This is a genomic window from Tersicoccus phoenicis (assembly GCF_001968835.1).
Classification (GTDB): Bacteria; Actinomycetota; Actinomycetes; order Actinomycetales; family Micrococcaceae; genus Tersicoccus; species Tersicoccus phoenicis.
The window spans coordinates 1-24518 of record NZ_MRDE01000004.1 but is presented as its reverse complement, the minus strand read 5'-3'; the positions used below and the strand labels follow the sequence as shown (position 1 = coordinate 24518).

Genomic DNA, 24518 nt, shown 5'->3' with positions numbered 1-24518 from the left:
CATGCCCACATCGATCGGTTTCCGCCCGACGCCGGACGACGAGCGCATCCTGCGTGAGGCCGGGCAGCCCGGCGAGAGCACCTCGGACACGCTGCGTCGCGCCTTACGGCTGCTCGACCATGAACGCTGGTTGACCCGGTTCCGCGCGGACGCTGAGAATCTCAAGGGCGAGAACGTGAACACTGAGCCAGAGGTCTGGTGATCCGCGGGGCTGTCTACCGGGTCGACCTGGGTCGACCACGTAGCCACGAGCAGGGCGGCAAGCGACTGGGCCTCGTTCTGTCCCCGTCGGACTCGCCGCCGTCCGTCGTCACGGTAGTTCCCACGTCCACCTCTGCCGGGCCATCCGTCCACCGGCCCGAGCTCGAGGTCGCTGGCCGCCTGACGCGGATGCTGGTTGACCAGATCCGTTCGATCGACGTGAACTACATCGTCGGTGACCCCGTGGACCATCTCACCCGGGATCAGATGGGGGAGGTCGAGCTTGCGCTGGCTCACTACCTCGGAGTGCAGGATGCGAGTCCACGCGGGTCGACGTAGATCCTTCTGCTTTCCGTGGCCATCCGGGACCCTGAGCGAGCTCGCCCGCGGCGCCAGCTGAGCTCCGCGCGTATGTACGGAGGACGGTCGGTGGCCCAGGGCTTCTTGCCGGCGATGCACTTCTCGGCCGCAGCGTCCGTCGATCGAAGGTGCTCGGCCAGCGCCGGATAGCTGAACCGGGTAGCGTGAAAGCGTCTGCGCCGTCCCCTGTGGGGTCGGCCCCCACGAGTCAGGAGCGCTTCATCGATGGTCACGTTGCCCGATCCTCTCGTTGCCCCGCTGCTCCGGCTGGTGGGAATGAACAGGCCCTTCATCTCGGCTGACGGCGCCCGCAAGCGCCTGCAGGAGAACACCCTGCGGCCCGCCGCGTACGGGCCCCCGAAGCGGCTGCGTGGTGACGTCCGCGTCGACGTCGTCCAGGATCGGCACTGGCCGGTGTACACGGTCACACCCACCGCGACCGAGCGTCCCGCGGGAAGCCTCGTGTACGCCCACGGCGGCGGTTGGGTCAACCAGATCGTGTCCTTCCACTGGCGGCTCATCGCCGACATCGCGGCCGAGGCGGGCGTCGTGGTGACCGTCCCCATCTACCCGCTGGTGCCGTACGGCAACGCGGCGCAGACCCAGGACCGGGTCGTCGAGCTGGTGAAGTCCACTATCGGGACCTATGGGCCGACGTGTCTGGCCGGTGACTCCGCCGGCGGGCAGATCGCCCTGTCGGTGGCCTTGCAGCTGCGCGATGAGGGGATCACCCTGCCCATGACCACCCTCATCTCACCCGCGCTGGACCTGACGTTCAGCAATCCCCGTATTCCGGAGGTGCAGCCGACGGACCCGTGGCTGGGCACGGAGGGCGTGACGGTGTTCGCGGAGGCCTGGCGCGGGGAACTGCCGATGACGGACCCGGCGGTGAGCCCGCTGTTCGGTGACCTCACGGGTCTCGGTCCGCTGACGGTGTTCATCGGGTCACGCGACATCCTCAATCCGGATGCCCGCCTGCTGCTGCAGAGGGCCCGCAACGCCGGCGTCGACATCACGTTCCGCGAGAAAGCGGGTCAGGTGCATGTCTACCCGCTGCTGCCCACCCGCATCGGCCGCGCGGCCTCGCGTGAGGTCGTGGAGAGCATCAGGCGCGCCCTCTGAGATCAGGCTAGTGACGGCTCGCCGTCACCGGACAGGGACGTATCCCTTGCCGACGCCGGAGGACCAGAACGGCTGCTCGATCGGTCTCGCCGGCCGGGCAAGGTGGCCGACATCGGGTCCGCGCTCGGAACGGACCCTGGGCACGCTCTTGCGCGGCTCGGGAGAACATCCACGAGATCCGGTCGCTCGTCCACCTGCGTGCGTGTCCTTCGAGGAGGAGCTCGTCAACGCGGAGGACGTCCTGGAGGCCGCCGGTCACCCTCTTCCAGGTTCCGTCGCCGTTCTTGATATTCTTCGGTGCTGATCTCTCCGCGGGCGTAACGTTCCCTGAGGAGCTCTCGGGCGTCAGTGTGGCCCGCACCTGTGCGTCGCGGCCCGTGCCCGCCGGTGGTCGCGTTGCTATCGCCGTTGTGTGTGAAAGCTTTGACCAAGACCACTGCGAGTAGCACCACACCTGCGATCACCAGAACCCAGAGGATCCAGGTCAATCCCATCCCGCCCATGCCGAAGCCGTTCATCATGGAAGGACTCCCTTTCTCTTGCCGTGTACGCCCCCGCCGCGGCCGGTGCTCCTCGGCCGTAATGTACTGGCGGCAGCTGTCCCCGGCACGTCGGTGTCAGGGGCTCTGCGATCCGGTCTCGGCGCGCAGCTTGTCCACGTCGAGGTTCTTGACGGCCTGCACGACTTGCTCGAGTCCGGTGGCGTTGAATGCTCCAGGTTGGGAGAAGACGAGCGTCTTGTCCGTGAAGGCCATCAGGGGGTGACGCGGGTTCAGCGGACGGGTTCGCCGGCCTGGCGCCATGCGGCCATGCCGCCGCGTATGGAATAGGCGTCGTATCCGTCGGCAGCGAGGAGTCGGGCCGCGGAGGCAGACCGTACTCCGGAGGCGCACACGGCGATCACGGGACGAGTCTTCTGGATCCCTGCGCTACTGGTCCGCAGTCGGTCCAGGGGGACATGCTTGGCCTGCGGCGCCCGGCCGGTTTGCCATTCCTGCGCCGACCTGACGTCGACCAAGGTGGCGCCGGAGGACAGGAGTTCTTTGGCTTGTGGCACGGAGATTGTCCTGTAGGGCTTGCGCAGGTGCTTCTTGAGGGAGGCGATGAGTCCCACGGTGTCCTCCTCTGTGGATCTGTCAAGGGCTGACGGTGCAGCAGGTGGACACCAGTCTCACATATACCCCCGGGGGTAGTCAAAATACCCCCTGGGGTACATGGAACTGCCAGCTCTTGTCGAGCGAAGGCACCGGGCGGGCGCGGCCCCAGACCACGCCCGCCCGGCGCCTCAGCTCTGGTTGCTGAACGCGGCGTCGAAGGACTGGCTCGACGGCGCGAAGTCGTACTTCTTCAGCGCCGCCAGGGCCTCGGGAGCGCCCTCGAGCCGGTCCATGCCGGCGTCCTCCCACTCGATGGAGATCGGTCCGTCGTAGCCGATCGCGGTCAGCGCCCGGAATGCCGACTCCCAGGGCACGTCACCCCGGCCGGCGGAGACGAAGTCCCAGCCGCGGCGCGGGTCACCCCACGGCAGGTGCGAGCCGAGCACCGTATTCCGGCCGGTCATCCGCAGCTTCGTGTCCTTGCAGTCCACGTGGTAGATGCGGTCCTTGAAGTCCCAGATGAAGCTGACCGGGTCGATGCCCTGCCACATGAAGTGGCTCGGGTCCCAGTTCAGCCCGAACGCCTCCCGGTGCCCGATCGCCTCGAGCGTGCGCACCGTCGTCCAGTAGTCGTAGGCGATCTCGGACGGGTGCACCTCGTGCGCGAACCGGACTCCGCACTCGTCGAACACGTCGAGGATCGGGTTCCACCGGTCCGCGAAGTCCTGGTACCCGGCGTCGATCACGGACTCCGGGACCGGCGGGAACATCGCCACGTACGGCCAGATCGACGATCCGGTGAACCCCACGACGGTCCTCACGTCCAGGGCCTTCGCCAGTCGGGCGGTGTGCTTCAGTTCCTCCGCCGCGCGCTGTCGCACGCCCTCCGGGTCACCGTCGCCCCACACCTTCGGCCCCACGATCGCCTGGTGGCGGAAGTCGATGGGGTCATCACACACGGCCTGACCCTTGAGGTGGTTCGAGATCGCCCAGACCTTCAGGCCGTACTTCTCCAGCACCGCCAGCTTCGCGTCGACATAGCCGGGCTCGTCCCAGCGCCACGCGTCCAGGTGATCGCCCGAAACGGCGATCTCCAGGCCGTCGTACCCCCAGGACGCGGCCAGCCGGGCCACTTCCTCGAAGGGCAGATCAGCCCACTGGCCGGTGAACAGGGTGTACGGGCGGGGCATCGGTGCCTCCTGCGGTGTCGGAGTGGGGGGAGAGGGGAAGAAGGAAGGAGCTCAGACGCTGCCCACGGTGACGATCGAACTCTTCGCCGCCGCGGACTCCTGCACCGCGGCGAGCACCCGTTGAACGCCCAGTCCCTCGGCGAACGACGGGCTGGGCGCGACGCCGGAGTCGATGGCGGTGAGGAAGTCACGGATCTGGTGGGTGAACGTGTGCTCCCACCCGATGGTGTGGCCAGGCGGCCACCACGCGTCCAGATACGGGTGGCCCGGCTCGGTGACGAGCACCCGGGCCGAGCCCTGGGTGGCCGGGGACGCCGTCCCGTCGAAGAAGGTCAGCTCGTTCAGCCGCTCCAGGTCGAACGCGAGGCTGCCCTCGCTGCCGTACACCTCGATGGTCAGGGCGTTCTTCCGCCCGAGGGCGACCCGGGAGACCTCGACGCTGGCGACGGCGCCGCCGGCGAGGCTGAGCGTTGCCCACGCGGCGTCGTCGACGGTCACCGGCTCGGGGCCGTCGGCCCCGTCCCGGGTCGGGACGAACGTGTGCAGCCGGCCGGAGACGTCGGTGATCGTGTCACCGAGCAGGAACTGCACCTGGTCCACGGCGTGGGAGGCGATGTCGCCGAGGGCCCCGGAGCCGGCGGTCTCCTTGCGGAGCCGCCAGGTCATCGGGGCGGTCGCGTCGGCCAGCCAGTCCTGCAGGTAGCTCACCCGCACCTGCCGGATGACACCGAGCCGCCCCTGCGCGATCAGGTCCCGGGCCAGGGCGAGCGCGGGCACCCGCCGGTAGTTGAACCCGACCATCGACCGGACGCCGCGGGTCGCCGCCTGCTCCGCGGTGGTGACCATGGCCGCAGACTCCGCCATGGAGTTCGCCAGCGGCTTCTCGACCAGCACGTGCTTGCCGGCCTCGAGGAACGCGCAGGCCATCTCCGCGTGCAGCCACCCGGGGGTGCAGATGTCGACGATGTCGATGTCGTCCCGGTCCAGCAGGGTGCGCCAGTCGGTCACCGCGTCCGCCCAGCCGTACCGGGCGGCCGCCGCGGTGACGGCGTCGGCGTCCCGACCGACCAGTACGCGCCGTTCGAATGCGGGCACGTCGAAGTAGCTGGCCACGCTGCGCCACGCCTGCGAATGGGCTTTGCCCATGAAGGCGTAGCCGACGGTGGCCACACCCAACGGGCGAGAGCGCTGGCGAGAAATCGGGCGGGACGACGGGCCAGGCGACGGGCGGGACGACGGGCCAGAGGCGTCCGCGGACATGGTCAGAGGGTCTTCGCGGTCGGGTCGAAGTCCTCCGGCAGCGGTTCCGCGGCGACCGCGGTGCTCTCCAGCGAGATGAACGATCCCGTCTCGATGGACTCCGCGATCGAGACCATGGCGTCGAGCACGTGGTAGGCGGCCTCGCCCTGCGCCCGGTGCGGCACCCCGGCCCGGATGGCGCGCGCCATCTCGAGCACGCCGGTCCCGCGTGACGACGTCGACCCCACCGCCGGGATCACCTCAGGTTCGGCGCCCCGCCGGGTCAGCACGATGTCCCCGTCGAACATGTTCGGATCCGGGAACGCGATGGTCGCCTCCGAGCCGGTGATCTCCACGACCCCGACGTTCTGCTTCGGCGAGTCGAAGCTGAAGATGCTCTGCGACGACTCGCCGCCCTCGAACTGGGCGATGGCACTGACGTGGGTGGGGACGGTGACGTCGAAGGACTCACCGGCCTTCGGGCCCGAGCCGATCACCCGGGAGGCCCGGGACTGGGAGCCGAACGCCCCCACCTTCGCGATGGGGCCGAACGTCTGCACCAGCGTGGTCAGGTAGTAGGGGCCGATGTCGAAGAGGGGGCCGGCGCCGGCCTGGAACAGGAACGCCGGGTTCGGGTGCCACGACTCGGGGCCGGGGGACTGCATCAGCGTCAGCGCCGTCAGCGGGGTGCCGATGTCGCCGCGGGCCACCGTGCGCAGCGCGGTCTGCAGGCCCGCGCCCAGGAACGTGTCGGGGGCGCAGCCGAGTCGCACCCCCGCCGCGTCGGCGGCCTTGAGCAGACCCAGCCCGCTCTCGCGGTCCAGGGAGAACGGCTTCTCACTCCAGACGTGCTTGCCGGCCTCGACCGCGGCGGTGGCCACCTCGACGTGCGCGGCCGGGATGGTCAGGTTGATCACGATCTCGACGTCGGGGTGGGCCAGTGCCTCCTCCACCGTGCCCGACGCCGGGATCCCGAACTCGGCGGCGCGGGCGGCGGCGACCTCCGGGAACAGGTCGGCGACCATGAGCACCCGCACGTCCGGGAACCGGGTGAGGTTGCCCAGGTACTCCTTGCTGATCACGCCGGCGCCGACGATGGCGACGCCCACGGGGCCGGAACGACCGGCGTCGACCGCGGCGGACGCGTCCGGGGCCGGTGTGCGCAGCTCCGGCTTCACAGGATCGGGGATGGTGGCGCCGGTGCTGATCTGCTCGCTCATCGGGTCGCTCCGTTCGCGGTCTCGGTGGCGGAACTCGTGTCGTCCGCGGACGTGAGGTAGGTCAGGCTGTCGGCCACGGCGGTGAAGATGTCGCCGGTGAAATCGTCGAGCTCGACGACGGCGGTCTCGACGGACGAGCCGGCGGCGAGCACGTCGCGGATCGGCATGGCCCCGCTGCCGACGGCCACCTGGTCCTTGTCCTCGGTGGTCAGCGGGCCGTCCTTGATGTGGATGAACCGAACCCGGTCCCCGAGCCGGCGCAGCAGCTCGACGGGGTCCTCGCCGCCGACGGCGGCCCAGTAGGTGTCCACCTCCAGCACGACGGCGTCGTCCAGGTGGTCGACGAGCACCTCGAGGCCGGAACGGCCGTCGATCCGGGACTGCAGCTCGAACTCGTGGTTGTGGTAGCCGACGCGGATGCCGTGCTTCGCGCCGGCCGCGGCGGCGGCGTTCAGCGCCTCCGCGGTGCGGGCGATGTCCTTCGCGTTCTGCCAGCACGCACGGTCGACGTGCGGGTCGATCACGGTCTCGATACCGAGCTGCTTCGCGGCCCCGAAGATCTCCTCCTGGTCCGCCCCCAGCAGCGGCGCGTGGCCGGACGGGGCGACCAGGCCGTGCTCACGCAGCGCGGCCTCGAGCTGGTCCACGGTGGCGACGAAATTGTAGGGCTCGACGGCGGTGTATCCGATCTCGGCGACGCGGGCGACGGTGCCCGGCAGATCGGCCGTGAGGGCGTCGCGGACGGTGTACAACTGCAGGGCATAACGCACGGTGCCTCCTGGCGATGATCGGGTGCGCGGGGATCGCGACCCGGCGGGAACTCTTCATCGAACCTAAGGCAGCTTCTGACGATGGTCAAGCAAAAGTTGTGATGAAGCAGCCGTCCTGGACCATGTGACAGGCAGAAGTGCGACGTGCTATCACTGGGGCATGTCGTCGCCCTCCGCGCCGCCGGTGCCCGGGGGCGTCGTTCTCCCATCGAACACCGTGCCGGGTACCGCCCCTCCTCCCGCCCCGGCCGGCAGCGCACTGCGCGCCGGGGAGCTGTTCCAGGTGCTGCGGGACGGGCGCGCCCGGACCCGCGCTGAGCTCGCCGAGATCACCGGGCTCGCCCGGTCCACCATCGCCACGCGCATCGACGCGCTGATGTCCTGCGGGCTGATCGGCCCCGCCGGGGAAGCCCTCTCCTCCGGCGGGCGGCCCCCGTCCCGGTTCGCCTTCTCCGCCTCCTCCCGGGTCGTGGTGGCCGTCGATGTCGGCGCCACGCACGTGCTGATCGCCCTGACCGACCTCGGTGGCCGGGTGCTGGACGAATCGCGCGCCGCGATCGAGGTGTCCGTCGGTCCCGTTGCCGTTCTGGACCTCGTCGTCGAACAGGCCCGGAACCTGCTCACCCGGGCCGGCCGGGACCCGCGCGAGCTGGCCGGCATCGGCATCGGGCTGCCCGGTCCGGTGGAGCACTCCACCGGTCGGCCCGCGAACCCGCCGATCATGCCCGGCTGGGACGGCTTCGACGTGCCGGCCTATGTGCAGCGGGCCTTCGGCCGAGGCAAGGAACTGGACGTCCTCGTCGACAACGACGTCAACATCATGGCGCTGGGGGAGCGGGCGGGTTTCTGGCCCGTCGAGGAGAACCTGCTCTTCATCAAGGTCGCCACCGGCATCGGCGCCGGCATCGTCGGCCGCGGTCTGCTGCAGCGCGGCGCGGACGGCACCGCCGGCGACATCGGGCACGTCCGGCTGGCCCGCGGCGAGGGCGTCCTGTGCCGGTGCGGGAACGTCGGCTGTCTGGAGGCACTGGCCTCCGGCCCCGCCGTGGCCGCCGCCCTGGCCGCGGCCGGTGTGCCCGCCGAGACGGGCGACGACGTGCTGGAGCTGGTGCGGCGTGGCAGCCTCGAGGCCGTGCAGGCCGTCCGCCAGGCCGGCCGCGACATCGGTGAGGTGCTCGCCACCTGCGTCAACCTGCTCAACCCGTCGGTGATCGTGATCGGCGGCGGCCTCTCCGCGGCCGGCGAGTACCTGCTGGCCGGCGTGCGGGAGATGGTCTACCAGCGGTCCCTGCCGCTGGCGACGGCGCGGCTGCGCATCGTCCAGTCGATGGCCGGTGACCGAGCCGGTGTGCTCGGCGCCAGCCGGATGATCATCGACCACGTGCTCTCCCCGGACCGCATCGGTGCCCTCCTCGCCGACGTGGCCTGACCTCCACCGACTTCGGAGGGTTCGTGCGAGGAGATCGAACAAGAAGCTGCGAACTTTTGATTGACGCTCGTCGTTAGTACGTCTACGTTGTTGCCCAGGCCACATTCCTGGCCGCGGCCGGTGACGACACCGACGCCTGCGACACAGACAAGGAAGTCCCGCAGTGAAACTTCGAATCCTCGCTGCGAGCGCCGTGATCACCGCGCTCGCTCTGACCACCACCGCGTGTGGCGGTAGCGGCAGCAACTCCGCCAACAGCGGCAGCAGCGGTGCCAGCGGTGGCACCCTCACCTACTGGGCCTCCAACCAGGGCACCAGCCTGGACAACGACAAGGAGGTGCTCACCCCGCAACTGCAGAAGTTCACCGAGCAGACCGGCATCAAGGTCAACCTGGAGGTGATCGGCTGGAACGACCTGCAGACGCGGATCCAGACGGCCGTGACCTCAGGGCAGGCGCCCGACGTCGTGAACATCGGCAACACCTGGGCCGCCTCCCTGCAGTCCACCGGCGCCTTCATGCCGTTCGACCAGTCCGCCATGGACGCCATCGGCGGCAAGGACAAGTTCGTCAAGACGGCACTGGACACCGGCGGCGCTGCCGGTCAGGACCCGACCTCGGTGCCGCTGTACGGGCTGGCCTACGGCCTGTACTACAACAAGGCGATGTTCGCCAAGGCCGGTCTGCAGCCGCCCACCACCTGGGAGGAAATGGTGACCGCGGCGAAGAAACTGACCAACGGCAAGACCTACGGCTTCGCGCTCGCCGCCGGCAGCTACACGGAGAACGTCCACTTCGCGTTCATCAACGCCGCGCAGAACGGGGCCGAGCTCTTCGACCAGGACGGCAAGCCGACCTTCGCCTCGGACGGCGTGGTCAACGGCATCAAGCGCTACCTGGACCTGATGCAGACCGACAAGGTCGCCAACGTCTCCAACGCGCAGTACGACAACGGCACCAAGGCGGTCAACGACTTCGCCACCAACAAGGTCGCGATGATCATCAACCAGAACAACGCCGACAACAGCATCCAGGCGAACGGCATGAAGTCCAGCGAGTACGGTGTGGTGCCCTTCCCGGCGCCGGCGGACAGCCCGGACAAGACCGCGAGCCACGTCGCCGGGATCAACCTTTCCGTCTTCGGGAACACGAAGAACAAGGACGCCGCACTGAAGTTCGTCAAGTTCATGACCAGCCCGGAGACGCAGAGCGCTCTGGACAAGAAGTTCACCGCGCTGCCCGTGCTCAAGGGCGTGACGCCGAACTTCACCGACAACGCCGAGGAAGCGAAGACGTTCGTCGACATCTACACGACCAAGTCGAAGCCGCTGCCGCTGGTGCCCGCCGAGGACCAGTTCGAGAACACGGTCGGCAAGGCGATGAACAACATGTTCGCCAAGATCGCCTCCGGCGGCACGGTGAGCACGGACGAGATCAGAAGCGCCATGGAGACCGCCCAGCAGCAGGTCGCCGCGGCCGGATGACGTGACGGTGGGCTCGGCGAATCGCGCCGGGCCCACCCTCGCCCGCCCGCCCCATCGAGAAGGGAGCCCGCGTGTCCACGACCGCGTTGCGCGCCAGCACCCCCAGTCCCACCACTCCACCCGCGGTGCCCACCGGACGCCGTCGCCGGCGCCCCGGCTGGTGGTTGCCCTACGCACTGCTGGCCCCGGCCGTCGTCTTCGAACTCGTCATCCATGTGATCCCCATGGTCACCGGAATCTGGATGAGCTTCCTCCGCCTGGTCAAGGCGTTCATCGCCAACTGGGGCCGTGCCCCGTTCGTCGGCGTGCAGAACTACGCCGTGGCCCTGGACTTCAACGGTGCCGTGGGAGCGGGTCTGCTCCGTTCCTTCGGCATCACCATCGCCTTCACCGTGCTCGTGGTCGGCATCGCATGGCTGCTCGGCATGGCCGCCGCCGTCGCGCTGCAGCGCCCCTTCCGGGGCCGCGGACTCTTCCGCACCCTCTTCCTCGTGCCCTACGCGCTGCCCATGTACGCCGGCATCATCGCCTGGAAGTTCATGCTGCAGAAGGACACCGGCGCGGTGAACTACTTCCTGTACGACAACCTCGGTCTCGGGGGGGACAAGCCGTTCTGGCTGATCGGCGACAACGCCTTCGTCGCCATCGTCGTCGTCACCGTCTGGCGGCTCTGGCCGTTCGCGTTCCTCATGCTGATGGCCGGTCTGCAGTCGATCCCCCAGGATGTGTACGAGGCCTCCGCCGTGGACGGCGCCCGGCCGTTCCGGCAGTGGAGTTCCATCACTCTGCCGATGCTGCGCCCCGTCAACCTGGTCCTGGTCCTGGTGATGTTCCTGTGGACGTTCAACGACTTCAACACCCCGTTCGTGCTCTTCGGCAATGCCCAGCCCCCGGCCGGTGACCTGATCTCGTTCCACATCTACAACGCCTCGTTCCTGACCTGGAACTTCGGTTCCGGAGCGGCGATGTCCGTCCTGCTGCTCCTGTTCCTGCTCGTGGTCACCGGCATCTACCTGCTGGTGCTGAACCGGAGGTCGAAAGATGCGTGAAACCACGGGAGCCCGAGTCTTCCGGATCGTCGTCATCGCGGTGCTGACCGTGTTCACCGTGGTGCCGGTGTACGTCATGATCACCTCGGCGATGAAGCCGCTCTCCGACGTGCAGGGCGCGTTCACCTGGTGGCCGACGACGGTGACGTTCGCGCCCTTCGTCGACATGTGGGAGACCGTGCCGCTGGCCAGCTACTTCGTCAACAGCGTCATCGTCGCCGGCGTCGCCACGGTGCTCAGCCTGATCATCGCGATCTTCGCCGCCTACGCCATCTCGCGGTACCGGTTCCGCGGCCGGACGGTGTTCTCCACGACGGTCCTGTCCACGCAGATGTTCCCGGGCGTGCTTTTCCTGCTGCCCTTGTTCCTCATCTTCGTCAACATCAACACCCTGTTCGGCATCCAGCTGGTGGGCACCCGCACCGGGTTGATCATCACGTACCTGACGTTCTCGCTGCCGTTCTCCATCTGGATGCTCGCCGGATACTTCGACGGCATCCCGCGGGACCTCGACGAGGCGGCCCTGGTGGACGGGTGCGGGCCGATGAAGGCGCTTCTGACCGTGGTGCTGCCGGCGGCCCGACCCGGGCTGGTCGCCGTCGCGATCTACAGCTTCATGACGTCGTGGGGGGAAGTGCTGTTCGCGTCGGTGATGACGACGGACGTGAACCGCACCCTGGCGGTGGGCCTGCAGCTGTACTCGACGCAGACGAATGTGTACTGGAACCAGATCATGGCCGCGTCCCTGGTCGTGTCGATCCCCGTGGTGGTCGGCTTCCTGCTCCTGCAACGCAGCTTCGTGGCCGGTCTGACCGCGGGTGCGGTGAAGTAGGGCGGTGCTGCCGAGCAGCCGGATTCGGCATCCAGTGAACGCGGCTGGCCGCCAGCCCGGACGCTAAGTAGGCTGTCGATGGTGCGGACGGCGATCCCGAGCACCGGGAAGATCCCGGGCCGGATCGGCCGTCGGCCCGGAAACGGCAGATCGACGGAAGGACCACACAATGGCACAGACGCTCGACGGCAAGAAGATCGCGTTCCTGCTCACCGACGGCGTGGAGCAGGCGGAACTGACGCACCCCTGGCAGGCGGTGAAGGATGCCGGCGGTACGCCGGTGTTGATTTCCCCGAAGGGCGACACTGTGCAGGGCATGAACGGGGACACCGAGGAGGGTGACACCTTCGACGTCGACGTCAAACTCGCCGACGCGAAGCCCGAGGACTATGCCTCGCTGGTGATTCCCGGCGGCGTCGTCAACGCCGACCACCTGCGCACGGAGAAGGCCGCCGTGGCATTCGCCAAGGCGTTCTTCGATGCGCACAAACCGGTCGCCTCGATCTGCCACGGCCCGTGGCTGCTGATCGAGGCCGGCGTGGTCGACGGCCGGACGATGACCTCCTACCCCTCGCTGCAGACCGATCTGCGCAACGCCGGCGCGACCTGGGTGGACGAGACGGTCGTCGTCGACGCAGGCCTGACCACCAGCCGGAACCCCGGCGACCTCGACGCGTTCAGCGCCAAGGTCGTCGAGGAGGCCGCCGAGGGCCAGCACCCGGAACAGCACGCCTGATCCACCGCACGCGGGCAGGGACGGTGCCGGTACGGCACCGTCCCTGAGCCGTTTCCCGGTCGGATCCGGAGGGATCGCGCTTCGGTCGAGTGTGCCGATGTTGCCCTGACCGCTCGACAACGCCGGACGCTTCGGTGCGTCAGTCGCACACTCGGCGGGCTCTCACGAACTGTTACCGCAGCTCGGTGAGGACCGACGTGGCCAGTTCCTCCGGGTCGACGGGCAGGCCACGGCCGACGAACCAACGCCCCATGGTCAGGCAGTCCCGAGCGAGCAATTCCGGCCCTCGCGGGTTGGACACCGTGTCGACGATCTGCGGGACGTCGATGACGACGAGCCGGCGCCCGGCGGCCAGCACGTTGTAGGGCGAGAGATCTCCGTGCGCCAGATTCAGGCGGGCGAAGGCGAGCAGCACGTCGCCGGTCTGGTGCCACCAGTCCCACAGGATGTCGACGCCGTCGTCGTCGGGCACGGGCGCCTGGTGAAGGCGCGGGGCTGCGGTGAGCCCCGAGGCGTCGTCGGGGTCGGCGATGAACTCGAGCAGCAGCTCGGTCCCGTCGAGCTGGACGGGATAGGGCACGGGCAGGCCCTCGCCGTGCAGCAGCCGCAGGGCCGCCCACTCGGCACCCGCCCACTGGGTGGCCGCCACGGTGCGGCCGAACGAGGAGCCCGACTCCAGCGCCCGGGCGTCACGGGATCGGCGGGTGGTCCGGCCTTCGGTGTAGAGGGTGCTGCGGTGGAACTGGCGGTGCTCGGTGGACCGGTAGCGCTTGGCCGCGAGCAGGCACGACGCCGCGGTGGTGGCCCGCTCGAGCAGGAAGACGTCGGCTTCCTTGCCGGTCTTGAGCACGCCGAGTTCGGTGTCGACGGCAGCGGCTTCCTCGACCACCCAGTCGGGGCGCGGGTCCGGGCCGCGGCAACCGCGTTCGACGTCGTTGAAGGTGGACCAGCGCTGGCCGGACAACAAGGTTGGGGCACCGGCGTCGTCGAACGAGTCGGAGGGCCCCGCATGGTCGAAGGTCAGGACCAGGCCGGCGAAGTGGTGGAGATCGGAAGGGGCGTTCGGGTCAGAGGACCAGGACATCGGGAGGACTCCAGGAGAGGCAGGGATGCGGACGGGCGGGGCCGGCGGTCCGGCCACGGTCGATACGGGTCATCACGTCCTCCTCTCCTGCGAACCCGGTACCCGGGAACGCGGTGTCGGTCCCGGTGGGGCGCTCGCCACGGGGACGGCGCCGCCGTCAGTCTGCCACCGCCCGGTGAGGGCGACAAGGGCTCGACGAGCACGCGAACCGTCACCCGGGCTCGACGTGACTCGCACACCAGCCCGGACAGTCGGCCCCTTGCTCGGGCTCTGGTGCGCCAGCCCGAACAGCAACCGCCTTGTTGGGGTTCCGGTGTGAGCAGCGGATCTGACCACGCCACTCCACCCGCCGACCCTGCCGCGGTAGCAGTGTCGTGGCTACGCTGGACGTATGGGCGTGAACAGCGACCCGTCCCGCCTCACGGCCGTGATCAGCGGCATGGTGCAGGGGGTCGGCTTCCGGTACTGGGCGATGGAGCAGGCCAGCGGGCTCGCGTTGAGCGGGTCGGCAAGCAACCGTGCGGACGGCACGGTGCGGGTCGTCGTCGAAGGTGGCCGGGCCGCCTGCGAGGACCTGCTGCACCGGCTCACCTCGGGTCGGACGCCCGGCACCGTCGAGCACGTGCGGAGTGAGTTCTCCGACGCCACCGGGCAGTTCAACGGCTTCACCGTCAGCTGACGTCCGTGCCCGTTCCGACCGACAGACCGTGAGAGGAACCCCCGATGGGACCGATGGCCATCACGCTACTCGTCGTGGTGATCGGCGTGCTGCTGATCGCCGGGATCGCCACCTACAGTTCGGCGGCGCTGCTCAAGGGGGGTGACCGGGCCGGACGGGTCGATCGCGCGGCGTCCGGTGACCGGACGGCACGAGCCGCCGGCCGGGGCACCGATGCGGACGTGATCGAACCCGACGCCGCGTTCTGGACCGGTTTCGCCGGTATCGCGGGGGTCATCGCCGTGGCGGCCCTCGGGGCGGCCATCGTCGGCCGGGCGGGGATCCTGCTCGCCGTCGCGGCCTTCGTCGCCATCATGGTCGCCGGCACATACCTGTTGCGGGCCACCCGGCAGCAGGTCCGGCAACGGGCGATCGACGCCGCGACCTCGCGACTGGATTCGCTGACCGCCCGGCACGACGCCGTCGTCGCCCGCTGGCTCGCCTACGAGACCGACCCCGGGCTGCAGATCGACTATCCCCAGATGACCGACATGACGCAGCCGGCGGCCGCCGCGGTGGTGCGGGCGATGCGCCAGGCGCAGGACGCGCGGGCCGCGGCCGTGGGCCCGGGAGCTGATCCCGCCGGGCCGACCCGCTACGAGGCGGCGGTCACCCGGCTCGAGCAGGTGTTCGCGGAGGCGGAGCGGCGCGCCCTGGGCGAGTGAGCGGGTACCCGATCAGCGGCGCGTGATGCGCACCAGCTTCTTGTTCACGAACTCGTCCATCCCGTACTGCGCCAGCTCCCGGCCGACACCGGACCGCTTCACGCCGCCGAACGGCAGGTCCGCCGCGGTGGTGCCGTGCTCGTTGACGAACGCCATGCCGACGTCGAGCCGGTCGGCGACCTCGGCGGCCTTGTCGGCGTCGCCGCTCCACACGGACCCGGACAGTCCGTAGGGCGACGCGTTCGCCAACTCCACCGCCTCGTCGGCGGAGGCCACCTTGTAGACGATCGCGGCCGGACCGAACAGTTCTTCGGTGTAGGCGCGCATCTGCGGTGTCACGCCGGTGAGCACGGTCGGCTGCACCCACGCCCCCGCGGCGTCGATGCGTTTGCCGCCCGTGTGCACGTTGGCCCCCTTGGCGACGGCGTCGTCGATCTGCCCCATCAGCGTGTCCACCGCGTTCGTGGACGAGAGCGGGCCGACGAACGTCTTCGGGTTGGTCGGGTCACCGGGGGTGACGGCGCCCAGCGAGGCCGACAGCTTCTCGACGAAGTCGTCGTAGACGTCCTCCAGCACGATGAACCGCTTGGCGGCGTTGCACGCCTGCCCGCCGTTGACCAGCCGGGCGCCGGCGGCCTGTTTGACGGTGGCGTCCAGGTCCGGCGCGTCCAGCACGATGAATGGGTCCGATCCGCCGAGCTCGAGCACGACCTTCTTCAGGTTCCGGCCCGCGACCTCCGCCACCGCCGAGCCGGCCCGCTCCGAGCCGGTCAGGGACACGCCCTGCACCCGGGGGTCGGCGATCATGTCGGCGATCTGGTCGTTGGTGGCGAACACGTTGATGTAGGCGTCGGCGGGTAGGCCGGCCTCCCGGAAGATCTGCTCCATCGCCAGGGCGTTCTGCGGGCAGTTCGGCGCGTGCTTGAGGATGATCGTGTTGCCGAGCATCAGGTTCGGCGCGACGAACCGGGCGACCTGGTAGTGCGGGAAGTTCCACGGCATGATGCCGATCAGGGGGCCGATCGCCTCCTTGCGGACGACCGCCCGGCCGCCCCGTGCGACGTCGAGTTCCTCGTCCGCGAGGAACGAGGGGCCGTTGTCGGCGTAGTACGCGAAGATGTCCTTGCAGATGTCCATCTCGTAGCCGCTCTGGCGGACGGGCTTACCCATCTCCAGGGTGGTCAGCTCGGACAGCTCCTGCCGGCGCTCGGCGTAGAGCTCGGCGACCCGGGCGAGCACTCGGGTGCGCACCTCGAGCGGAGTCCGGCGCCACGAGAGGAAAGCGCGGTGTGAGCGGTCGAGCACGTCCGCCGCGCCGTCGGCGGTCAGTTCGTCGAACTCGCGCAGGGTCTCGCCGGTGGCGGGATTGACGGTGGTGTACGCAGTCATGCTCCCACCCTAGACATCGCCCGGTGGCCGGTGCGGCCGACCTCGCCGGTAGCGGAATCGTGGGCCGCGCGGGCCAATCCGCCGGGGCTCCCGGCGCCGAACACGTCGTGTCCCCTCGATCCGCCCGCTACCGTCTGCAGGAGTCGATCATGCGCCGTACCGGTTTCGTTCTCGCCGTCGGGGTGATCGCACTCGCCGGGTGCGCCGGCCCGCCGGCCGCCACGCCACCGCCGTCCCCCGGCCTGTCGGCCACCGCGTCGTCGTCCCCGGCGTCGGCCCCGGCGTCGTCCTCCCCGGCGTCGTCCGGCTCTCCGTCAGCGTCCTCGACGGCCGGCAGCGACGCGGTCCCGTCCGCGCGGATCAGCATGATCTGTACGGACAAGCGGGTGCTGGCCAAGGTCAGCGCGTTGATCGGCGATACGGCGCGCACTTCCAGCTGGAACGACCGCTTGTTCACCTGCCGTTACCCCGCCGTCGGCGGTGCCTTGGTGATCACCGTGAAACAGCCGCCGAAGGGCGGCGAGCGTACCTGGTACGACCAGCAACGGTCCCGATACCCCGGCATCACCACCATCGACGGGCTCACCAACTTCGGCCTGCCCGGCGCCAGCACGGACGACGGCGTGGTGCTCTTCCTCAAGGACGGTATGACGCTCACCGTCGACGCCCGCCAGCTGACGGACCGCCCCACGGGGCAGCGCGCACAGGACGCGTACAGCATCGCCAGCGTCGTCATCGCCTGCTGGCAGCACGACTCGTTCTGACCGGTATCGCAGGCATCCAATCCGGGAACCGCGCGACTCCGAATACCCGTTGTCAGTTGGATCACAGGCACCGACACCCGTCGGTTGCTCTTAGTCATGGGAGAATCAACATGAAGCGCACCTCCGCACTGCTCGCGGCCCCGGCCCTGGCGCTGAGCGCCCTGGCCCTCGCCGCCGCACCCGCCCAGGCTCAGGGCGACGCCACCGTCTACCAGACCCAGCTGGGTGCTCTCAACGGCAGCTCGGCAAGCGGCAGCGTCTGGGTCTCGGTCTCGGGCGACCAGGCGACCGTCACCGAGAACGTCACGGGCCTGCCGCAGTCGTTCAACGGCAAGCCCTACCCGCACGTGCAGCACATCCACATCGGCGCCATGGGCATGTGCCCGAGCGCGTCGGCCGACAAGAACGGCGACGGAGTCGTCAGTGTCACCGAGGGTATGCCGCACTACGGCAAGATCGCCCAGACCTTGACCTTGAGCGGGGACACGTCACCGGCCGCGGCCACGAACCTGCAGCTGGCTCCGAGCGGGTCGACGATCAACTACAAGCGCACCTTCACGCTCAGCGCGGAAACGGCCGATGCGCTCAAGGGCGGCAAGGCGTCGGTCGTGGTGCACGGTCTGGACCCGGCCACGCTGTCGCCGGCCGCGGCCAAGGCCAAGAGTGACATCGTCCCGTCGCTGCCGCTGGCTGCCACCTCGCCGGCGCTGTGCGGTACGCTCACCGCCTCGCAGATGGCTGCCATGCCCAACGGCGCTCCGGAGACCGGCGTCAAGCCTGCCGCTCAGGTGTCCACCACGTCGACCGGGACGGACGCCACCCCCGGCGTGCTGGCGGCCGCCGGTGGCGTGCTCGTGGCCGGCGGCGCCACCGCGTTCGGCCTGAACCGGCGTCGTGCGGCCCGTGACCGGGCCCAGGGCTGACGGTTCCGATCGTCATGAGTGACACACGCAGCCGCCGCGGACCGGTCTCCCGGTTCGCGGCGGGTGCCGTGCTCACCCTCGGGCTGGCGAGCGTCGCCCTCTCGGGGTGCGCCGGCCCCGCCGCGAACGGTGCCGAAGCGAGCGCGAGCGTCGGCATCAGCCGCCCCGGTGCCAGCGGCACCCCAACACCTTCGTCCGCCCCGTCGTCGTCCTCGGCACCGGCACCGGCATCGAAACCGACATCGACCGCCACCACGGGACCGACGTCGCCCACGCCGGCCGCGACCCAGGCGCCCCAGAAGCTCAAGCCCAGCGGCCCGGTCCTGCCCGCTTCCCGGCCGACCCGGCTGGAGATACCGGAGATCGGTGTGGCAACCGACCTGATGACGTTGGGCCGTCAGGCCGACGGCACCGTCGCGGTGCCCCCCGGGGAGGCCGGATCCCCGGCCGGCTGGTACGAGTACTCACCCAGCCCCGGCCAGCAGGGCCCGTCGGTGATCCTCGGCCACGTCAACACGACCACCATCCCGGAAGGCGTGTTCTACCGCCTGAACGAGATGAAGCCGGGCCAGCGGTTCACCGTCACCCGCTCCGACGGGCGGGTGGCATTGTTCCAGGTCGATCGGCTGCAGACCGTGCGGAAGGACGCGTTTCCCACCCTCGAGGTGTACGGGAATACGGCACGCGCCGAGATCCGGTTGATCACGTGTGGCAACTACCAGGCCGCCAGCGGCCGGTTCGAGGACAACACGATCGTCTACGCGCACCTGGTCGGCAGCCGCTGACCACCCGCGCGTGCCCCGCCCGGCATCGGGCTCGTTCGCGACCGCAGGCCCTGCGCCCCGTCCGCTTGCCCGGTGTTCTTGCCCCGCGCAAGAGGCCGGGGCACAGTGGTGTGTGCCCGGTTCACGGCCCCCGGAGGTTCGACCTCACCGGCCGTGACACCGAGCACCCGTCCGCCCCGAGGAGCACTGATGGCCACTGTCGACGCCCCACGCCTGCGCTTCACGACGCCGGCTGCCTGGCGGGCGTGGGTGGATGAGCACCAGGACGACGACGCCGGCGTCTGGCTCGTCTTCGCGAAGAAGGGTGCGGTGAAGAAGGACCCGAGCGTGCTGACGATCACCTACGCCGAGGCCCTCGAGGTCGCGCTGCAGTACGGCTGGATCGACGGGCAGGCCCGCGGCCTGGACGAGACCTACTACCTGCAGCGCTTCACCCCACGCCGGTCCCGCAGCATGTGGTCGGTACGCAACCGCACCGCTGTCGAGGCAATGATCGGGGCCGGGACGATGACGCCGCGCGGCCTCGCAGAGGTGGAACGGGCCCGGGCGGACGGGCGCTGGGACGCCGCCTACGCCGGGCCGAAGGTTGCCCAACCCCATCCGGACTTCCTCGCCGCGCTCGCCGCGAACCCCGAGGCCGCGGCGTTCTACGCGACCTTGTCGAGCCAGAACCGGTACGCGCTGTACTTCCGGATCCAGAACGCCAAGCGGGAGGCGACGCGGGCACGCCGGATCAAGCAGTTCGTGGCGATGCTCGCCCGCGGCGAGACGCTCTACTGACCGGACGATCGACTAGCCGGCCGTCGGTCCCGGTAGCGGCCCGGGGTCCTCCTCGTCGAGGTCCGGGGCCGGGACGTCGGGGTCGAGCCCGTGCGTCAGCCGACGGAGACGACGACGGCGCTCCGCGTTCGCCGCCAGCCACCGCTGGTCGGGGTCGTCCGACGGTGCCGGTACCCCCGCGGCGAATGCAGCGAGCTCGTCCCGGTCCAGACCGGCCGCCGGATGCGGGCCCCCCGCCACGACGGCGTCGAGCCAGTCGCGCGTCAGCGGCCGGCGGGAGGCGATGAGCACGAGGTTGCCCGCGTGCCGGCCGCTGAACATCGGGGCCTCGGCGAGGGCCAGGGCGCCGTCGAACACCTCGAGCAGGGCGGCGGCCTGGCCGCGGAAGAACGTCAGGGGCGGGTCGTCGCCCACGTTGACGGCCAGGACGCCGCCGTCGTCGAGCAGAGCTGCGAGTTCCCGGTAGAAGCCGGTCGTGGTCAGGTGCGCCGGAGCGTCGGCGTCGGCGAAGACGTCCAGGACGACGACGTCGACACGACCGCCGAGCAGGTGCGCCGCGAATCCGGCGGCGATCCGGGCGTCGTCCCCGATCCGCTGCAGGACGGTGTCCTCCGGCAGGGGCAGGTGCGTCTCGACGAACGAGAGCAGTCCCCCCTCGATATCGACGGCGACCTGCGGCGAGCCCGGGCGCGTGACGGCGATGTAGCGGGCCAGGGTCATCGCGCCGGCGCCCAGGTGGATGGCCCGGATCGGGCCGGCCGGTAGCGCGTCGATGACGTTGCTGATCCGGTACAGGTACTCGTAGACGATCCGCGTCTGGTCGGTCAGGTCGACGTGCGACTGCTCGGCGCCGCCGAGGAACAGTACGTGTCCGTCGCCGCCCCAGCCGTCGGGCTCGATCGAGGCCACCGTCCCGGACAGGGGCAGACGGATCGACGGCGGGTTCTTCCGTTCGGCCACGGGCTCAGTCTGGCACGTCGGCCGAGGCCGAGGATCGGCAGCTTCTTACGTCGAGTGTGCGGACGATGTCGTCAAGGGACCCGGATGAGTGCGGTACACGCACACTCGGCGGCGGCCGGGATGCCGAGTGTGCGGACATTGTCGTCATGGTGCCCGGATGGGTGCAGTAGCCGTACTCTCGGCGCGGGTGGGGTCGTCGGAGCGGCCGACGCGTCAGCCGAACTGCTTGCGCAGGTCGGCCTTGCGGATCTTTCCGCTCGCGGTGCGCGGCATCTCGTCGGCGAACACCACCGATTTCGGGATCTTGTACCGCGCGAGTCGGCCGTCCAGGTGTGCCAGCACCTCGTCGGCCGTCAACGTCGCCCCCTCGCGCACCGTGATGACCGCTCGGCCGACCTCCCCCCCACCTCTCGTCCGGGACGCCGATGACGGCGACGGCGGCGACCGGGTCGAGCTGGGCGATGATCTGTTCGATCTCGGCGGGGTAGATGTTCTCCCCGCCCGAGATGATCATGTCCTTGAGCCGGTCCGAGATGAACAGGAAGCCGTCCTCGTCCAGGTGACCCATGTCCCCGGACCGGAACCAGCCGCCCTCCTCGAAGGACTGCTCCGTGGCGTCGGGCCGCTGCCAGTACGCGCTGATGACGTTGGGGCCGCAGATCTGGATCTCGCCCGTCTGCCCGGCAGCCAGTGCGTCACCGGCAGGGTCGGCGATCCGGGCGTCGGTGAAGAAGTGCGGCAGTCCCCCGGACCCGGCTTTCTCCGCCGAGTAGCGGACCGGCAAGGTGGTGGCGCCCGGCGCCGTCTCCGTCATGCCGTACCCCATGGTGAAGGCGAGCCCGCGTTCCTCGTACGCTGCCAGCACCCGGTGCGGGACGGCCGACCCCCCGCACGTGAGCTTGCTCAGCGACGAGATGTCCCGGGTCGCCCAGTCCGGGTGCTCGGCCAGCATCTGATACGTGGTGGGGACCCCCGAGATCGCCGTCGCCCGGTACTCCTCGATCAGCCGCAGCGCCTCCCCCGGATCGAACCGGGGCTCGAGGACCAGGGTGCCGCCCTTGAGCAGGGTCGGCAGCGCGCCCATGTCCAGCGCCGCGACGTGGAACAACGGGGAGATCATCAGGGACACGTCGGTCGAGGAGAGATCGAAGTCCACCAGCACGTTCAGGCAGTTCCACGTCACGTTGCCGTGGGTGAGCACGGCGCCCTTCGGCCGCCCCGTGGTGCCGGACGTGTAGAGGATCAGGGCCGGATCCTCGTGTGTGACCGGCAGATCGATCCAGACCGGGTCCGTCGCAGCGAGTGCTTCCTCGAGGTCGACGTCCTGGGCCGGGACCGTACCGGTGAACCGCGGGTCGGGTCCGTCGTCCACCCGCACCCGCAGGGCCACCGCCGTGTCCGCGCTGCCGGCCACGGCGAGACCGGTGAGCGAGGACGCGTGGACGAGGACGGTCGCACCGCTGTCGGTGAAGGCGAACCGCAGTTCGGGGGCGGCCAGCCGTGTGTTCAACGGCACGAAGATCGCCCCGCACCCGCCGGTGGCGAACAGCGTCTCGAGGAACGCCGGGTGGTTCTCACCGAGATAGGCCACCCGGTCACCCGGCCGGACGCCGTGCGCACGGAGCACGGCGGCCAGCCGGTCGACGCGCTCGGCGAGCTCGTCGTAACTGATCGTCCGGCCCCGGCACACCAGCGCGGTGCGCCCGGCCGACTTGGGCAGCCGCCGGTGCGGCCAGGATCCGAGGCCGTTATTCAGCACGGGAACTCCTTTCGACAGAGAGCTGCAGGGGAGGGATCAGTGCTCGACGGTGGTCAGGTTCAGGTCGCGGCCCTCGCGGGTGAGCAGCACCGCCAGCAGGCTTACGACACCGACGACGGCGAGGAAGACGACCACGGGCACGATCGAGCGCTGGCTGGACGCGTAGAGGGACGCGAGGATGCCGGGCGTGAAGCCGGCACCGAGCAGGGTGGCCAGCTGGTAACCGCCCGAGGCGCCGGTGTAGCGGGAGGCGGTGCCGAACTGCTCGGAGATGAACGCGGCGAGCGGACCGAACATGCACGAGTGCAGGATCAGGCCGATGGTGAAGCCGAGGAAGATCAGCCACGGGCTCCGGGACCCGAACAGCGCGAACATCGGGAACAGGTAGAGGATGAACAGCACCAGCCCGGCGATGATCATCGGCTTCCGGCCCACCCGGTCCGAGAGCCGGCCGGCCCCGATCACCACGAAGATGCTAATGAACGAGGCGGCGGAGAACGCGAACAGGGTGGCTTGTCGCTCGGCGCCGGCGGCCACCGCGTAGGTGATGGCGAAAGTGGCCAGGGTGACCTGGAAGGCGAAGCCGGCGGCGGCGCCGAGGGCCGTGAGGATGAGCGCCTTCGGACGGCGCAGCACGGAGAGCAGCGGAATGGCGGGGCGCTCGGCCTGGTTCCGCTCGGCCATGGCGAGGGCAGCCTTGAACACCGGGCTCTCGGAGATGCGGGATCGGACGTACAGGCCGACGGCGAGCAGCACGAGGGAGAACAGGAAGGGAATCCGCCAACCCCAGGCCAGGAACTGGTCCGATGGTAGGGCGGCGAAGATGCCCATGATCAGCGTGCCGAGCACCGCGCCCGAGGGAGCGCCGGCGTTGGCGAAGGACGCCGCGAACCCGCGCCTGCCCTCCGCGGAGTGCTCCAGGGCCATCAGCGCCGCCCCGCCCCACTCGCCGCCGACCGCGATGCCCTGGCACACGCGCAGCAGGATGAGCAGGATCGGCGCCAGCCCCCCGATCACGGCCGGGGTCGGGATGAGGCCGATCAGGGTGGACCCGACGCCCATCAGAGTCATGGTCAGGACGAGCATCTTCTTGCGGCCGAGCCGATCGCCGAAGTGACCGAAGACCAAGCCGCCGAGCGGCCGGGCCAGGTAGCCGGCGGCGAACGTGCCGAAGGAGGCGATGGTCGCGGTCAGCGGGTCCAGGTTTGCGAAGAACACGGCGCCGAAAACGAGCGACGAGGCGGTGGCGTAAAGCAGGAAGTCGTAGAACTCGACGGTGCTGCCCAGGTAGCTGGACAGCAGGACCCGACTCACTTCGCGGCGGTCGGACGCGATCGAGGCGACGGGCGGGGTGGTGGGAGCATCGTTGCTCATGGGTACTCCGGGCTCGGGAGGGACGGGGTGGTGAACTAGATGACCTATTCCAAGGGGTCAGTGGTCGTAGGCGGTGAGGGATCGTCTGACGGGTTGTCCGGTTCGGTCGTTGTGCCAGATGGCCGCGGTCAGTGCGAGGATGCGTTGCAGGACGCGCACGAGCACACCGGTGGTGGTGTGTCCGCCGTGGTGCTCGAGATCGAGTTGGCCTTTGAAGGTGTCGAAGACGGACTCGATGATCTGGCGTAGTGGTCTGAAGAACTGGGCGCCGGGCCGGGGTCGCTCACCTTTGCGGGCCGGGCGGAGCAGTTCGATCCCGGCACTGGTCAGGGCGGTCTCGAACTCGCGACCGTGATAGTTCTTGTCGCCGATCAGCAACTGTCGGGGCCGGGCGGCCAGATCCTGGTCGGTGGCGAGCACGTCCAGGAGCACGGTGCGTTTGGACCGTTCCCACTCTGGTGGACACAGGGTTTGATGGGCGGGTTCCCGAGAAATGAAGGGAACCGGCTATGGGATCGACGAGACGTAGCTTCACTGACGAGTACAAGGCCAACGCGGTAGATTTGGTTGTGAATGATGGCCGCGCGAT

The 24518-nt window shown here is 69.6% G+C and carries 24 protein-coding genes and 3 pseudogenes; 14 read left to right on the top strand and 13 right to left on the bottom strand.

Annotation, left to right across the window (positions count from 1 at the left end; genetic code table 11):
* The first annotated feature begins 1 nt into the window (after position 1).
* From BKD30_RS00410 to BKD30_RS00400, 3 genes are all read left to right on the top strand, one after another.
* The gene (locus tag BKD30_RS00410) at positions 2-202 is read left to right on the top strand and encodes a hypothetical protein (protein WP_076700490.1); all 201 of its coding nucleotides are present in this window, start codon (positions 2-4) and stop codon (positions 200-202) included.
* Positions 199-540, top strand: a complete 342-nt coding sequence (locus BKD30_RS00405; RefSeq protein ID WP_143587992.1) for a type II toxin-antitoxin system PemK/MazF family toxin — start codon at positions 199-201, stop codon at positions 538-540. Before BKD30_RS00410 ends, BKD30_RS00405 begins: the two co-directional genes overlap by 4 nt.
* 246 nt (positions 541-786) lie before the next feature.
* Positions 787-1683, top strand: a complete 897-nt coding sequence (locus BKD30_RS00400) for an alpha/beta hydrolase fold domain-containing protein (protein WP_076700483.1) — start codon at positions 787-789, stop codon at positions 1681-1683.
* A 224-nt stretch (positions 1684-1907) separates the two neighbouring features.
* Here BKD30_RS00400 and BKD30_RS00395 read toward each other — a convergent pair whose 3' ends face one another.
* The 7 genes and pseudogenes from BKD30_RS00395 to BKD30_RS00365 form a co-directional block, all read right to left on the bottom strand.
* The gene (locus BKD30_RS00395) at positions 1908-2177 is read right to left on the bottom strand and encodes an SHOCT domain-containing protein (RefSeq protein ID WP_235861216.1); all 270 of its coding nucleotides are present in this window, start codon (positions 2175-2177) and stop codon (positions 1908-1910) included.
* Positions 2178-2300: 123 nt separating this feature from the next.
* Positions 2301-2441: pseudogene (locus BKD30_RS00390) on the bottom strand (thiol reductase thioredoxin); the annotation flags it as partial.
* 14 nt (positions 2442-2455) lie between these two features.
* Positions 2456-2797 carry a rhodanese-like domain-containing protein gene (locus BKD30_RS00385; RefSeq protein WP_076700475.1) on the bottom strand — a complete coding sequence of 114 codons (342 nt, stop codon included), beginning with the start codon at positions 2795-2797 and terminating at the stop codon, positions 2456-2458.
* Between the two features lie 171 nt (positions 2798-2968).
* Positions 2969-3970 carry a sugar phosphate isomerase/epimerase family protein gene (locus tag BKD30_RS00380; protein WP_076700472.1) on the bottom strand — a complete coding sequence of 334 codons (1002 nt, stop codon included), beginning with the start codon at positions 3968-3970 and terminating at the stop codon, positions 2969-2971.
* Positions 3971-4021: 51 nt separating this feature from the next.
* Positions 4022-5230 (bottom strand): Gfo/Idh/MocA family protein, encoded by a 1209-nt coding sequence (locus tag BKD30_RS00375; protein ID WP_173892973.1) that lies wholly within the window; start codon positions 5228-5230, stop codon positions 4022-4024.
* 2 nt (positions 5231-5232) lie between these two features.
* Entirely contained in the window at positions 5233-6429 is a 1197-nt protein-coding gene (locus tag BKD30_RS00370) for a Gfo/Idh/MocA family protein (protein ID WP_083955870.1), read from the bottom strand.
* Positions 6426-7199 (bottom strand): sugar phosphate isomerase/epimerase family protein, encoded by a 774-nt coding sequence (locus BKD30_RS00365; RefSeq protein WP_076700468.1) that lies wholly within the window; start codon positions 7197-7199, stop codon positions 6426-6428. The genes BKD30_RS00370 and BKD30_RS00365 overlap by 4 nt, the downstream gene beginning before the upstream one ends.
* 160 nt (positions 7200-7359) lie before the next feature.
* On the opposite strand from BKD30_RS00365, the gene BKD30_RS00360 reads away from it, so the two are divergent.
* The 5 genes from BKD30_RS00360 to BKD30_RS00340 all read left to right on the top strand — a co-directional run bounded on the left by BKD30_RS00360 (position 7360) and on the right by BKD30_RS00340 (position 12728).
* Positions 7360-8628 (top strand): ROK family transcriptional regulator, encoded by a 1269-nt coding sequence (locus tag BKD30_RS00360; RefSeq protein ID WP_083955869.1) that lies wholly within the window; start codon positions 7360-7362, stop codon positions 8626-8628.
* 163 nt (positions 8629-8791) lie between these two features.
* Positions 8792-10111 carry an ABC transporter substrate-binding protein gene (locus tag BKD30_RS00355; protein WP_076700460.1) on the top strand — a complete coding sequence of 440 codons (1320 nt, stop codon included), beginning with the start codon at positions 8792-8794 and terminating at the stop codon, positions 10109-10111.
* Positions 10112-10182: 71 nt separating this feature from the next.
* Positions 10183-11160 (top strand): carbohydrate ABC transporter permease, encoded by a 978-nt coding sequence (locus BKD30_RS00350; protein ID WP_076700456.1) that lies wholly within the window; start codon positions 10183-10185, stop codon positions 11158-11160.
* Positions 11153-11992 carry a carbohydrate ABC transporter permease gene (locus BKD30_RS00345; protein ID WP_076700452.1) on the top strand — a complete coding sequence of 280 codons (840 nt, stop codon included), beginning with the start codon at positions 11153-11155 and terminating at the stop codon, positions 11990-11992. Before BKD30_RS00350 ends, BKD30_RS00345 begins: the two co-directional genes overlap by 8 nt.
* 169 nt (positions 11993-12161) lie before the next feature.
* Complete coding sequence (locus tag BKD30_RS00340) at positions 12162-12728, top strand: type 1 glutamine amidotransferase domain-containing protein (protein ID WP_076700449.1); 567 nt, start codon at positions 12162-12164, stop codon at positions 12726-12728.
* A gap of 172 nt (positions 12729-12900) precedes the next feature.
* Here BKD30_RS00340 and BKD30_RS00335 read toward each other — a convergent pair whose 3' ends face one another.
* Complete coding sequence (locus tag BKD30_RS00335; protein WP_076700445.1) at positions 12901-13812, bottom strand: serine protein kinase RIO; 912 nt, start codon at positions 13810-13812, stop codon at positions 12901-12903.
* A gap of 391 nt (positions 13813-14203) precedes the next feature.
* Between BKD30_RS00335 and BKD30_RS00330 the strand changes: the two genes are divergently transcribed.
* Positions 14204-14491, top strand: coding sequence for an acylphosphatase (locus BKD30_RS00330; RefSeq protein ID WP_076700441.1), 288 nt, complete (start codon positions 14204-14206; stop codon positions 14489-14491).
* A gap of 44 nt (positions 14492-14535) precedes the next feature.
* Entirely contained in the window at positions 14536-15195 is a 660-nt protein-coding gene (locus BKD30_RS00325) for a hypothetical protein (RefSeq protein ID WP_076700437.1), read from the top strand.
* A gap of 12 nt (positions 15196-15207) precedes the next feature.
* On the opposite strand, the gene BKD30_RS00320 is transcribed toward BKD30_RS00325, so the two are convergent.
* Positions 15208-16584 (bottom strand): NAD-dependent succinate-semialdehyde dehydrogenase, encoded by a 1377-nt coding sequence (locus BKD30_RS00320; protein WP_076700433.1) that lies wholly within the window; start codon positions 16582-16584, stop codon positions 15208-15210.
* A gap of 149 nt (positions 16585-16733) precedes the next feature.
* On the opposite strand from BKD30_RS00320, the gene BKD30_RS15690 reads away from it, so the two are divergent.
* From BKD30_RS15690 to BKD30_RS00295, 4 genes are all read left to right on the top strand, one after another.
* The gene (locus tag BKD30_RS15690; protein WP_143587991.1) at positions 16734-17348 is read left to right on the top strand and encodes a hypothetical protein; all 615 of its coding nucleotides are present in this window, start codon (positions 16734-16736) and stop codon (positions 17346-17348) included.
* Positions 17349-17458: 110 nt separating this feature from the next.
* Positions 17459-18271, top strand: a complete 813-nt coding sequence (locus BKD30_RS00305) for a hypothetical protein (RefSeq protein WP_076700422.1) — start codon at positions 17459-17461, stop codon at positions 18269-18271.
* Between the two features lie 14 nt (positions 18272-18285).
* Positions 18286-19056 carry a class F sortase gene (locus BKD30_RS00300; RefSeq protein WP_083955868.1) on the top strand — a complete coding sequence of 257 codons (771 nt, stop codon included), beginning with the start codon at positions 18286-18288 and terminating at the stop codon, positions 19054-19056.
* Positions 19057-19245: 189 nt separating this feature from the next.
* Positions 19246-19836, top strand: a complete 591-nt coding sequence (locus BKD30_RS00295) for a YdeI/OmpD-associated family protein (RefSeq protein WP_076700418.1) — start codon at positions 19246-19248, stop codon at positions 19834-19836.
* A gap of 12 nt (positions 19837-19848) precedes the next feature.
* On the opposite strand, the gene BKD30_RS00290 is transcribed toward BKD30_RS00295, so the two are convergent.
* The 4 genes and pseudogenes from BKD30_RS00290 to BKD30_RS00275 all read right to left on the bottom strand — a co-directional run.
* Positions 19849-20796, bottom strand: a complete 948-nt coding sequence (locus BKD30_RS00290) for a spermidine synthase (RefSeq protein ID WP_076700414.1) — start codon at positions 20794-20796, stop codon at positions 19849-19851.
* A gap of 213 nt (positions 20797-21009) precedes the next feature.
* Positions 21010-22555: pseudogene (locus BKD30_RS00285) on the bottom strand (acyl-CoA synthetase).
* Between the two features lie 36 nt (positions 22556-22591).
* Positions 22592-23929, bottom strand: a complete 1338-nt coding sequence (locus tag BKD30_RS00280; RefSeq protein WP_076700410.1) for an MFS transporter — start codon at positions 23927-23929, stop codon at positions 22592-22594.
* Between the two features lie 57 nt (positions 23930-23986).
* Positions 23987-24304, bottom strand: a pseudogene (locus BKD30_RS00275) (IS982 family transposase); the annotation flags it as partial.
* Positions 24305-24518: the final 214 nt, after the last annotated feature.